The organism is Clostridium paridis (assembly GCF_016765615.1).
GTDB lineage: Bacteria > Bacillota > Clostridia > Clostridiales > Clostridiaceae > Clostridium_T > Clostridium_T paridis.
Window position 1 is genome coordinate 553,115 of sequence record NZ_JAESWA010000022.1, and the last position, 12,863, is coordinate 565,977.

12 protein-coding genes are annotated in these 12,863 nt (G+C 30.8%); 1 reads left to right on the top strand and 11 read right to left on the bottom strand.

Translation table 11 applies throughout. From position 1 onward, the window contains the following. Positions 1-26: 26 nt before the first annotated feature. The 7 genes from JK634_RS10500 to JK634_RS10530 form a co-directional block, all read right to left on the bottom strand. Positions 27-488, bottom strand: coding sequence for a GNAT family N-acetyltransferase (locus JK634_RS10500; RefSeq protein ID WP_202767599.1), 462 nt, complete (start codon positions 486-488; stop codon positions 27-29). 131 nt (positions 489-619) lie between these two features. Next, the gene (locus tag JK634_RS10505) at positions 620-3,349 is read right to left on the bottom strand and encodes a carbohydrate-binding protein (RefSeq protein WP_202767600.1); all 2,730 of its coding nucleotides are present in this window, start codon (positions 3,347-3,349) and stop codon (positions 620-622) included. 247 nt (positions 3,350-3,596) lie between these two features. Continuing rightward, on the bottom strand, positions 3,597-6,701 hold the full coding sequence (locus tag JK634_RS10510) for an MMPL family transporter (protein WP_202767601.1): 3,105 nt from the start codon (positions 6,699-6,701) through the stop codon (positions 3,597-3,599). A 29-nt stretch (positions 6,702-6,730) separates the two neighbouring features. Continuing rightward, the gene (locus tag JK634_RS10515; RefSeq protein ID WP_202767602.1) at positions 6,731-7,402 is read right to left on the bottom strand and encodes a TetR/AcrR family transcriptional regulator; all 672 of its coding nucleotides are present in this window, start codon (positions 7,400-7,402) and stop codon (positions 6,731-6,733) included. A gap of 174 nt (positions 7,403-7,576) precedes the next feature. Beyond that, the gene (locus JK634_RS10520) at positions 7,577-8,518 is read right to left on the bottom strand and encodes a MerR family transcriptional regulator (RefSeq protein WP_202767603.1); all 942 of its coding nucleotides are present in this window, start codon (positions 8,516-8,518) and stop codon (positions 7,577-7,579) included. A 68-nt stretch (positions 8,519-8,586) separates the two neighbouring features. Continuing rightward, positions 8,587-9,309, bottom strand: coding sequence for a metallophosphoesterase family protein (locus JK634_RS10525; protein WP_202767604.1), 723 nt, complete (start codon positions 9,307-9,309; stop codon positions 8,587-8,589). Between the two features lie 13 nt (positions 9,310-9,322). Further along, entirely contained in the window at positions 9,323-9,682 is a 360-nt protein-coding gene (locus JK634_RS10530) for a VOC family protein (protein WP_202767605.1), read from the bottom strand. Between the two features lie 246 nt (positions 9,683-9,928). Between JK634_RS10530 and JK634_RS10535 the strand changes: the two genes are divergently transcribed. After that, entirely contained in the window at positions 9,929-10,600 is a 672-nt protein-coding gene (locus tag JK634_RS10535; RefSeq protein WP_202767606.1) for a hypothetical protein, read from the top strand. 93 nt (positions 10,601-10,693) lie between these two features. On the opposite strand, the gene JK634_RS10540 is transcribed toward JK634_RS10535, so the two are convergent. The 4 genes from JK634_RS10540 to JK634_RS10555 form a co-directional block, all read right to left on the bottom strand. Next, positions 10,694-10,864: a hypothetical protein gene (locus tag JK634_RS10540; protein WP_202767607.1), complete on the bottom strand. Its 171-nt coding sequence runs from the start codon at positions 10,862-10,864 to the stop codon at positions 10,694-10,696. A gap of 39 nt (positions 10,865-10,903) precedes the next feature. Continuing rightward, entirely contained in the window at positions 10,904-11,347 is a 444-nt protein-coding gene (locus tag JK634_RS10545; RefSeq protein ID WP_202767608.1) for a DUF3997 domain-containing protein, read from the bottom strand. A gap of 72 nt (positions 11,348-11,419) precedes the next feature. Beyond that, complete coding sequence (locus JK634_RS10550; RefSeq protein ID WP_202767609.1) at positions 11,420-12,037, bottom strand: lactate utilization protein; 618 nt, start codon at positions 12,035-12,037, stop codon at positions 11,420-11,422. Beyond that, on the bottom strand, positions 12,038-12,817 hold the full coding sequence (locus tag JK634_RS10555) for an alpha/beta fold hydrolase (RefSeq protein ID WP_202767610.1): 780 nt from the start codon (positions 12,815-12,817) through the stop codon (positions 12,038-12,040). Between the last annotated feature and the right edge of the window lie 46 nt (positions 12,818-12,863).

Genomic DNA, 12,863 nt, shown 5'->3' on the forward strand with positions numbered 1-12,863 from the left:
AACTTAAGCACTAACTGCTTTATTATCTATAAATCCATTTCAAGCCTAATCATATCCTTGCATCTAATTCCATTTTCAATTATTTCTTCTTTATAGTGTTTTATAAAAAAATCCCTATCTACTCCACATATATTGAATCCACATTTTTGATATAATGCTAATTGTGACAGGCTTGAATTACCTGTCCCTACTTGAAGAACTTTTATATTTTCTTCCTTTGCTCTTTTGATAGCATCAAATATAAGCTTTTTCCCTATTCCTTTTCCTTGATATTTTTCATTAACTGCTATATTTACTAATTCCATAGTAAGAGGTCTCGTTTTTATCAAAACATATACTCCTATAAGTTCACCAATGTAATTAGCTACAACAATTTCCCCTCTACTTACATAATCTTTAACTATATCTATAGATGGATCTGCAAGTAATAATAACTCATACGGAACTTCTTCATTTTGCATTAATCTTCTTATCTCAATACCCTTCATTTTTAAACCTCAATCTTCTTACTTTATCTAATTTCTTTATATATTTATTTTATCATATAATAAGCCCTACATATATTAAATACATGTAAGGCTTAAGGGTGGATTCTTATGACTTTTGCATCATATACATATTAATTATTTTCTGAAGATTTTTTTGAGAGCTTTCTTCTATTAACTACAATACCAGCTATTATAAATATTGCTCCTATAGCTATTAATACACCTGAACCAATTATTGCTCCAGTTTTAGGAAGATTATTATCAACTGGTGCTGTTGGGGTATCTGGTGTTGTATTTCCATTGTCTCCAGGGTTAGTTGGTGTTGTTGGGTTACTAGGATTACTTGGGTTGCTTGGATTACCTGGATTATTAGGAGTATCTGGAAGCTTAACTAACTTGCTCATTGCCTCATTAAGAGTTACTAAAGCTTTATCAACTTCTTCTTGAGTTGCTTCAGAATTATTTACTATAAGTTTTGCATTATTAATAACTTCTTTAAGTCTATCTCCACTTTCTTTTGAATATTTAGTCAAATCGATCTTTTCAGCACCACTAATTGCTGCTGAAAGTTGTGATTTATCTACAATAGAGAATTTCATATAATCTATATTAAAGTTTCCTTTATTACAATAGAAAGTAATAAATTGATCACCTGCTTTAAGGGTTACCTTGGATTTTACTGCAGTCCATGTTCCCCATCCTTTGGTATCTGGTACAGAAACTGTGCAAAGTACGTCATTTGCTTCATTCTTTATTGAAATGCAATTTTTGCTCTCAGACCCACTACCATTTGCCACACCAAATTCTACATCATAAACTCCATCCTTTGGTACGTTAACAAAGTATTTTAGCCAATTTCCTGCTGATGTATAACCTACATCCTTACCACCACTTGCTGAACCCGAATTTTCAACGAAGTTTCCACCTCCATCTGTCCAACCATTTTGCATAGAGTAATCTTCAGCTTCAATCTTTCCTAATAGTGGAGTTGCCTTTCTATTTACAATAAGCTTCATAGTTTTAGTATCTTTATCTTGCCCATCACTAACTACAAAAGATAAATCAAAGGTTCCTGCTTTAGTTGGTGCAAGTGTTACTAAGCCTGTTTTCGCATCTACAGTAATACCATCAGGAAGATTTATTCCATAATACATTAATGTATCTCCATCCCCATCAGTACCATTTAACTTGAAAGTCTTAGTAGAATATTGATCCATCCCTATATCAGTAATACTATTTAGTACTGGAGCTTTATTTTCTCCTTTTTGAGGAATTTCAGGTTTCCATCTTAAAGTTGTAGTAGAATCAGCAGGTACTTTTTCAACTAAAGCCTTGCCTAACATATTTACTTTTACATCTTTTTCAGCACCTGAATTTATTAATACCATTACAATTTCTCCATCTGGATTTTGGAATGCTACATTAGAAACTCCATTTACTGATCCAGTTGAGAAAATTCTACGTGCGCCTTCCTTTACACTATTATCAGATCCACTTCTTCCTCCACATGCAAGATATTTAGAGAATTGTCCAAGTCCATATAAGGAATCCATATAAGTTGCAGTCTTCTTATCTGTATCTACAACAACTAATCTATTTTTCCAACCTGGATTAACTGCATCCCAGTTAACATTATTATCTCTTGCATCTGTCCAGTGTAAAGTTCCTCCATTTTGATCTGTAACTCCTACCCATCCAGTATAACTGCTAGAATAGTTATTAAAATCATTCATTGCAGAAGATGGAGAAAAATCACCTGTTTCAGTAAGATGTACCTTAAGATTAGGATATTCTTTTGCAACATCAGCCATTACACTTGGATCCCCCCAATATGGATGGAATGCAACTGCATCACTTGCTTTTAAAACATCCTCACCTTTTGCTACATTAGAATCCTTAAATATTCTATAATAATTCTTTGTAGCTGTGCTTGATGGATCTTTCCAATCCCAGAAATTAAAATCATGAACCCAAAGTTCAGTATTTAAATTAGCTTTTGCAAATTCACTCTTTATATCTAAAGCTAATTTTTGTTGTTGTTCTATACTAATATCCATAGCTGGATAAACTACATCCATTCCTGGTTCATTTAGTAATGTAATTGCACGAATGTCAATTCCTTCATTAGCAAAGGCCTGAATAGTTTTTACATAATATCTTGCAAATACATTTATACAATCATCTCTAAGCTTATTAGCTTGTACAAATGAATTCGAACCATCATTCTTAGGCTCTACATAACCTGTAAATAAATTTTTTGTCTTCATCCACGCAGGTGCAGACCATGCAGACGCAAAAAACTGTGCATCTGGATTGTATTTTTGTATTAGCTTTATTGTATCTATAATATGATATTGTTTATCTTTCTCTATAGAAAAATATTCTAAATTCCAGTCTTCCTTTACTCCTTCTGGAAGTTCATCATAAGACCAAAATGGAATGTGCTCAATACAATCTGGACTACCTATAGTTATTCTAAATTGTTCTAATCCCGCACCTGATACTGGATCTACTAAATTTTTAACAACTGCTTCTCTATCACTTGCACTAAGTTTCCAAAGATTAGATATACTCGTTTCATCTAAGGATATACCAACCCCTTGATATTCTTGGTATTTCGTTGATGGATCTAAAGTAATTGTTGTATCAACTTTATCATTTGCTGCATCCTCTCCAAAGGTTACAGGATTAAGGGTTTCCCATTTATGAGTTATCCCAGAAGAATAGGTTCCTTGAACTTCTACAGTTTTACCTATAGCAGAAGCATCCAAAGCCCAAGTCGTAGATGCTGGTAAACTACCTAATAAAATAGGCAAACTCAAAATTCCTGATAACAGTGCTAATTTTTTTGCTTTTTTCACTTAGTTCTCCCCCTTAACTAATTATGATACGAACGAATTCCTTTTTTACTTAAAGAGCAACTTTAGAAATCGTTCCCAATACACTTTAACATAACACTTATTCGTATGTAAATATTTACCAATTACTATTTTAATTCTCATAATTTTGGGGTACTTTTTATAAAAATGGAGCCATTTATTTCTCTAAATAAAAAAATTGGGCACCCAAAATTAAATTTTGGATGTCCAATTATAATTTATATATTAACTATATTTCTGAATGTTCACCATAGCTTTTTCTTGAAGTTTTAGAAGCTATTTTATCAGTAATTGAAATTAACGCTGGTATAACAACAGGTAGTAGGATTAAGCTTAATAATAATAAACCTGTAACTACACAAATAGCTAATTCCATTAATACATGTATGTTTGAAGGATATAAGGTTGCAAATGTACCAGCAAGAATTATTGCAGCTGACATTACAACTCCTCCAATATTTTTAGCAGCCATAACTATAGCTTCTTTTGGTGACATTTCTGGATATTCTTTAAATCTAGTCATTAAGAATATACTATAGTCAACTCCCAGTGCTGCTATAACAACAAAGGAGAAGAATGGTACATTCCACGACATTCCATCCATACCACTAAATAATTTACTAGTTAAGAAGGCTGTAACTGAAATCGCTGTATAGTATGCAGCAAGTAAAGCCCCTACAATGTATACTGGAATCCAGAAGGATCTTATTACAATAACAAGTAATACAAAGATACATGCAAGTACTATTATTTGAGTAAAGGTAATATCATGAGTTGCTATTGCATTTAAGTCATTTGTACTCGCTGTTGGTCCAGAAATTCCAAACTTAGCATCTTGTAAAACTGTACCTTTAAGATCATTTTTAACAAGGTCTTGCATATGATCTATTACTGCTATTGATTCTTTTGAATATGGATCTGAAGTTAAATTAACAGTAATCTTAGCTATCTTTCTATCCTTTGATAGATATGCATCAAACATCTTATTAATATCGTCTTTTTCAAAGGCTTCTTTTGGGATGTAGAAAGTTTTTGTATTAGTTAATTGGTTTAAGAAATCATTTCCCTTATCTAATCCATCATGAATACTTCCAAGACCATCACGACTCTTTCCAATACCATCTTTTAATTGATCCATTCCACTGCTTAATTGAGTTAATCCACTGTATAACTTATCTTGACCATTTTTAACTTGAGTTGCCCCATCTTTTAAAGCATCAATACCTGCAATTACTTGTGCCTGTCCAGTAGCTCCTTGTTTTAATCCATCTGCAAGAGCTAATGCTCCTTGTTCCAACTTTTCAATTCCTATAACTAGCTCTGACTGAGAATTTGTGTTCTTAATCATTTCATCAATTCCAGCATTTAAGGCTGTCAATCCACCATTCAAAGTCTTAAAGTTAGCATTTGCATCATTTAGTCCTGCTTCCATGCCATTTATAGCATCAGTTAATCCTGCAACCTGACCTTTAAGTGTTTGAATATTTACATCAGTAGGATTATTTTGAGCTAGAGTATTAACAGTTCCACTTATGGATTGCACTAACTGTTTTAAAGGAGTAATAGATGATGCTATACTTGAATATCCACCTTGAAGCGATTTGTAGCCTGAATTTATTTGGCTAAGATTGCTTGAAATAGCTTGAAGCCCCTGATTTAATTGTGCCACTCCAACCTTAAGTCCTGCTATTCCTTGAGCAATACCTTCTGCCCCTCCTGCACCTTGCGATATTCCAGTGTTAATTTTCTTTAAGCCATCATTCAATGCGCCCATTCCAGTTGCAATACCACCAGTACCATCAGATAACTTTTTAACATCTGAAAAATCTGGTGTGGTTAATTTTTCATCTATTAGATTTAAACCATCTTTAATTTGACCTATTCCATCATTTGCTGAAGTATATCCATCTACTACAGTTCCTGTTTGCTTATCTGTATAAAAATCAGCTATTTCATCACCCTTAGGCTGAGTGACACCTGAAACTTGTTTTACACCATCTAATTTCTTTAACTTAGCTGTTAAATCGTCAATAACCGCTAGAGATTCATTGTTATCTAAAGCATTCTTGCTTTCAATGACTACAGTAGTTGGCATTGCTTTTCCTCTACCAAACTTATCTGCAACTATATTAAATCCTTTAACTGAAGGTGTATCTGCACTTAAATCCTTTAAGCTATCAAAAGATAACTTTGTAGAGTTTAATGCTATAACCGGAGCGATAATAGCCGCAACTATTAAAAGAGAAATAGCTGGATGTTTTACTGATGTGGAAGTTATATTCTCCCAAAGCTTACTTTCCTTATGCCCAGCAGTATTATGCGATGGCCAGAATAATTTCCCTGCTAATAACTTCATTAATACTGGTGTTAGAGTCATTAATTCAAGTAATAATACTGCTATTCCAATTGCTACTGCATTAGCTGAACGATAAATTGGAAATTGAACAAAAGTAAGACTTGCAAAGGCCATAAATACTGTTAATCCACTAAAGATAATTGTTTTACCTGCAGTCTTATAAGTAGCAACTACAGCATCATCAATTGATAAACCATGTCCTAGTTCTTCCTTAAATCTGTTAAATAATAATATGTTATAGTCTGTCCCAATACCGAACAGAACCAAAATAACAAACATTTGCGTTAAACTTGTTATTGGAAAATTGAATCCGTTTATTAGTATTCCTATGATTCCCATAGAGCATAGATATGCAACACCTACTGCACAAAGTGATACTAGTGGTGTTACTACTGAACGGAACATAATAATTAGTACAATTAAAATGAAAGCTACAGTAATAATTGCACTTTTATCTACTCCCTTATTCGTAGCATCTAGATAATCATTATTAATTGCCTGTTCACCTGTAATATAATGATTAACTTTTACATCCTTAAGAGCATCCTTAAATGCACTTATTATAGTTTCTCCGTCCCTAGTTCCTTTTTCATAATTTACTTGCACCATTAAGGTTGTACCATCTTCAGATATCATTTGATCTTTGGCCTCTGGTGTCGAAAAAGGATCCATAATATTAGTTACTTTCAGTTCATCTTTTTTAGCTCTTACGTTATCAATTCCTTTTTCAATATCTTTTAAACCTTCATCTGATATTTTACTGTCTTCATTAAAGACGAATAAAAGTGTATCTCCCTTAGAAGTACCCATATTATTGAGCATTTTTGAAGCAACTACAGAAGGCGAATCTTCACTAATAGTAGCTTGACCTTTTTGGTTCAATATTTGTTTCAAATTGGGCTGATATATGGTAAATAATACTGTTGCTACAAGCCAGATAGCTAACACAGCCCATCGTAGTTTTAATATTTTTCGCATCTTTCTGCCTCCTTATTAATTTTTATTCTTTATGGTACTTTCCCATTTGTCAGCATTTCGTTAATGCTTTTTTTCACTTTTTCATCATCATAAGTTATACCTAATGCTTGAAGGTTAAATATGGTGATTGGATATGCATATTCAGTAATATCTCTTTCCTCTTCGCTTTGAAGCCAATCCATAAGTACGTTATATAAAGTTCCAATAAATGCCAGGGCTGAAATCTTGATATCAGGAACATTAATCATGTTCTTTTCCTTCATTTCTTCAAAATGACCAGCTGAATAATTTACAAACTTCTTTGTAACCTCAGCTCTTTTCTTCTCAAACTCTGAATTTAACCCTACAGCCTCAATTAACATAATTTTAACTATCGGCTTATTACATTGGATAGCTTTCAAAAAAAAGGCAATAGCCTTACTAAACCCCACATCTACTTCATTGTTAATATTACTTAATGAAGCGCATAGGGTTTCATAAAATTCATCAATTACTTCATCATAGAGAGTAGCAAATAGTTCTTCTTTGTTTTTAAAATAAAAATAAAACGTACCTACGGATATATCTGCTTCATCTACAACATTTTTCACTGTAGTTTTATGATATCCATTGAATGCAAATACGCTAATTGCTGTGTCTATAATATGCTTCTTTTTAAGATCTTTTCTTTTCTGTGTTTCTACTGATGTTTTGTAAACCATTGTCTCACCTCACTTCAAGCATAGAATGACGCTTCATTTTATGCTTATTATAAAACTTACAAATATCAAAGTCAAGTTAATAAAATCCTACTTTCGCTTTTATTATTGTTCTAAAAAGTTCCTATTATTATAAATTTGTAAAATAAAAAAGAGCCTAAGCTCTTTAATTAATAATTACTCATTTATAGTTATCTTTCCCTTTTCATCAACTTTTATATTTAAAATTCTATTTAACTTTGCTTTATTTTCAATATATTTACTGTAATCTTTACTTAAGACCCTTAACTTACTTGCAAATTCTTCATGATAATTTATGTCTTCCATCTGCTTCTTTATAGTTTTATTCATCTCAAAAGTCTTTTTCCAACCTTCTTGCACTTCTGAATCTATTTTTAATCTACTATAGAATTCTAAAATCTTTTCCTTCTCTTCCTGAAGCTGCTCTTCAGTAATATTAAGCCACCTCTCTACATTATCATTTGTAAATTTTTCGTATTTCTTTATCTCATCTTCTGGTATGCTATCATATAATTTCTTCATCTCTACTGGATATTCTAAGCTTTCTGTTTCATCTAAGTATTTAACTAAATCTATCCAAGCTTTTTCTTTTTCCTTTGTATCTAATGGCTCTTTTAAAAATGGACTATAGTTAATGGCCAACATCTTTCCAAAGTTTCCTGGAAAAATTCTTTCTATTTGGCGCCTCATATATCCTTCTCTACTTTTATCATCCATTTCAAGGCACCTATTTAAAATACTAAGTTCTTTTGTAATATCAGAAACTTCAATTTTTGAACTAGATAAATTACTAAGGCAAGTTTTTATTACTTCTCTATTTTTATTTATTCTTTTTGCTTCCTCTTCAAGCTTTAATAAATGACATTCTAAAGTTTCTTTTAATAAGTCTGGATTTTGTAATATATTCTTAATTTCCTTTATAGATACATCAAATTTCCTTAATACTGATATTTGTAATAGTTTATCAATATCCTCTATTGAGTATTCTCTATAATTATTTTCTTCATTAGTTGCAGGCTTTATAAGTCCCTCTTCTTCATAATATTTAATAGCCTTCTTTGTAAGAGCTGTAATCTCCATAACCTCACTTATTCTCATAAAATTCCCTCCTCATAGAAATAATATAAGCTAATACCTAAGGGAACAGTCAATAACTTTATTAATATTTATTCAATTGATGCATAAGTTACTATATTTTTATAGTCCTCTAAATTAGGAAAATTCCTTTCTTTAGCCAGATTAATGATATCTTCTATTGGATAAGTCACTTTTTTATTAATCAACTTTACCTCATCATCTAGAAATTCTAATATACCATAGGAGGCTCTATTATCTTTATCTAGTGAATTACCTATACTCCCTACATTAAATATCTTTTTGCCATTCACTTCTCCTATGAAGGGGCAATGAGAATGTCCACATAGAATTATATCTTCTTTTACATCTTTAATTATTTCATTTATTTCATCTATTGGTACACTTCCATCTATCGCTTCAACTATTGATTTAGGGGTACCATGTACACAAAGAATGCTACTTCCTTTGTATTTTAGGGTAGCTTCTTCTGGTAAATTATTTATAAATGATATATCTTCTAAATTCATATGTTCTCTTGCATATTTTAAATATGAACATATTTCTTCTTCTCTTTTTGTTTTTGGTAAAAAATCTTCTGCTAGTTCCTCAAACCACTTATCTGTATTTCCTTTAACCCATGCTAAAGCTTCATATCTTCTCAATTCTTCTAATACTTCAGTTGTCATTGGCCCCTTAACTACTACATCCCCAAGTATTATAACTTTTCTAATATTTTCTTTTTTCATATCATCTAATACGGATCTAAGTGCAATACCATTTCCATGTATATCAGATAAAATACCTATTTTCATATTTATCCCCCTATTAATCCTTACAATATACTTCTATATCATTTCCTTCGCTATCTTTAAATTCCATTACTAAATTCTCATTTATTTTAGTTAGTGGAAATACAATTTCTGCATTTAATTCATCTAATTTTTTATTAAGCTTCTCCATATCATCAACTTCAAAGCTTGGTAAACAATTATCTCCCCAAGTTACCTCTTCATTAACTTTACTATTATTAAATAAACAAAATCTAAAACCATTTAGATTAAATATACTAAATACATCATCTTTCCTATCTACATCTTGTTCAAAAAATTTCTCGTAAAATCCAATCGCTCTTTCCATATCCTTAACACAAATATATAGTGAATTTATAGTAATTTTGAATGACATGTTTTCTACCTCTCAATCAAATATTTTTTAATTATAATTCCCCCTGCCGCTGGCTTTGAAAAAAGCTCCACAATATATCATCCTTTCAAAATTAAATTTCACGCCTTATATATTCTACCATATTAAGGTAAATAGATTCAAAAACGTCTCATAAGTATACTCAAATCATAAATTATGTATTATAATAAAAATTGTTGTTTTAAAGAAAAATAAATGTAGTAAACAATTAAACATTAGGAGATTACAATGAAAAAAGTCATAGTAATATTAGTATTGTCTCTACTTATATCAATAGGTGGAATATCATATGGTTATATAAAATCCACTGCTTTAGAAAAATTCACTGTATCCCAAGATGGAAATGTTCTTACTGATGAAAATGGACAAGAATATATATTAGATAAGGATTTTTGTACATCCCTAGAAGCTATTTCTTTTCAAAAGGAATTTGGAAAAACGAACTCAGATGGGAAAATATATGAAATAGATGGACAAGAGGATCATAATTGGATTGCCTTTAGTGCTTCTAGCGAAATGTCTATACTTAGCTTATATCACAAAAAGGAAATTAGTTCTTTTTCTCTATCAAAAGATGATATTAATGAGATTCGTTTAATTTCAAATAAAGGGGTAAAGCAATCCTTAGGAGTTCCAATTTCAACTACATCTGATTCAAATATTATAAAGGAATTCTCATCAAGTATTACTGAAAGTGGGAGTCCTCAAGAAATAAAACTTGATAAAATAATGTCTCTTCAAATTTTAAGTAAAGAATATGCTGGAATCGCATATAGAATTAATATTGTAATTACAAATGATAATAAAGTATTTTTATCAAAGGATGACGGTAGTAACTTCATCTTAGCTGGTAATTCATTAAGCAAATGGATATTATCAATTATTACGCCAAGTAAATAGTGAATTAACTTAGTATATACTTTATAAATAATTTTGATATAAATAGGGAAATTTTTCTGAAAGTTTCCCTTAACTCTAATATTTGAATTTTAATTAATAATTACTGTTCTTATCCATAAAGTAATCTCTTAATCTCTTCGAATACTCCAAACGATCTTCTGGATTAGAGTTCTCTCTATCTGTTTTATATAAATCATCATTCTCTACTCCGTCAACTATTAAGCAAAACGGGCAAAAATACCCTTCTGGCGCATGATTATACATATCTTTCCTCCAAAAATAACCTATCATTTCATTGTTGTGTCATGAATTCTTTTTATAAGCCGATACACTTTTTAAAACAATGTTGGTTGATATAGATAGTTCCTTTTTCTTTTCATTAAACTCTTTCTCAATAAGTGGTCCATAAACTTTACCATTTTCTATTTCTAAAATCCAATAACTCACTTTAGATTCATCTGGTATTTCATAAGTATCATTAATATTATCAGGATTTCTTCTTTTAAGTCCAATTTGTTTTGCAAGAACATATTTTTCATCTGAAGCAATTTCAACAACTTTAGCTGGAATTATATCACTTTCCCAACTAGTCTCGTTTATCCTTTTGTTTATCGTAACAATATGTGCCGAACTTCTAATTAATGAATATCCACCTGGTAGATCAATATCATAATCCCCTGCTCCAGCACAACCATATAAAGTTAAGGAAAGTAAAAACGCTAATAGAACTTTAGATAATTTCTTCATAGAAAAACTCCTCTATAATATTTAATAAATTTTCTAATGTATATAAACTATACACTTGTTTTTTTTATCAAACTAAAACCCAACATTATCATTTACTATAAATATCTTAATTCGTCCTTTTACAGCTTGTCCCTCTATAATCGATAGACTATTACATACCCTTTCCTCTGAAGTACAATCAACACATTTATTTAAAGCTACACAAGGCGGATTAAAACCTGCTCTTTTAGCATTTAAAGGACAGGCTTTATTTTTCACTCTTTCAATTCCTTTTTGCCAAGTATCTACTATCTTATTTATTCCAACCACAATAATAACCTTATCAGGGCCATAATTAATTGCAGCCACCCTATTACCACTATGATCGATATTTATAATACGTCCATCAACTGATATTGCATTAGATCCAGTTATATACCAGTCTGTTAATAAAGCTTTTCTTTTTAATATCTTACATTCTTCCTTGTCTTTGGCTAGTTCCATATCGAATATAATATTTCCTCTCCCTAACAATTCTTCAGTTATATTCATCCTTTGGAGAGTAGCTGAATGTCCAATCCCGATTGAACTATCTAGAGATATTATATTTAAAATCTCTGACTTCACATCCTCAAGTATCTCAAAACACTTAACTTCCATATTTCTTAATTCAAAATTCCTTTTTAATATATCTAGCTTTTCCTTATCCATTTAAATCTCTCTCCTAATTATTTCATAGAACTTCCCCTTAGCAAAGGTTTCATTCCAAGGACTATGTCCACATTTATCTAGTAAAATAAATTTAAAGTCCTCTATTACTTTTGAAAGTGGTTCTTTAACTCCTTCATATGGATGGGAATCATATTCTCCATGTATTGCAACCACTGGGCATTTTATTCTATAACCCATGTTTAATAGCTCTCCATTGTTTCTTATATTATTTATATCATCCATACATTTTTTAAAAACTTCAGGATAAAAATCAATAGCCTCATTCTCAATAACAATTGGAGAAAAGGAATCTGACTTTGACATTAATTTTCCGAACTCTTCTAAAACTTCTTTTTTATCCTTACTATTAATATCATTTAGAGTTTTAAATAAACTTTCAACTTTAACATTTTCTTCTTTAGTAAGCCTATTAACTCTTTTATCATTCATTATTGATAAATATTTGGCTTCATAGCATCCACTACCGATTATTATTAGTTTTTTAACTAATTTAGGATACTTTGCAGCAAAAATATAACTAAGCCATGCTCCCCAGGAATGTCCTATAAGCGTAATTGGAAAGCTAGCATTCTTATCAAGTATGTTTTTAAGTTCTAATATTTGTCTATCTATAGATTCTTCAGTTTGAAATGGTTCAAGAATGCCATATTCATCAGATAATTCTTTTGCAATAGGAGCTACCTCTCCTGGTGCACCTGGTCCACCATGAATAACTGCTATATTATATGGGTTAACTCCATATCTCCTTAGTCTATCCATAAAAATTATTTCTCCTTTTGCCTTAACTTCTTTAACTTCTCAATAT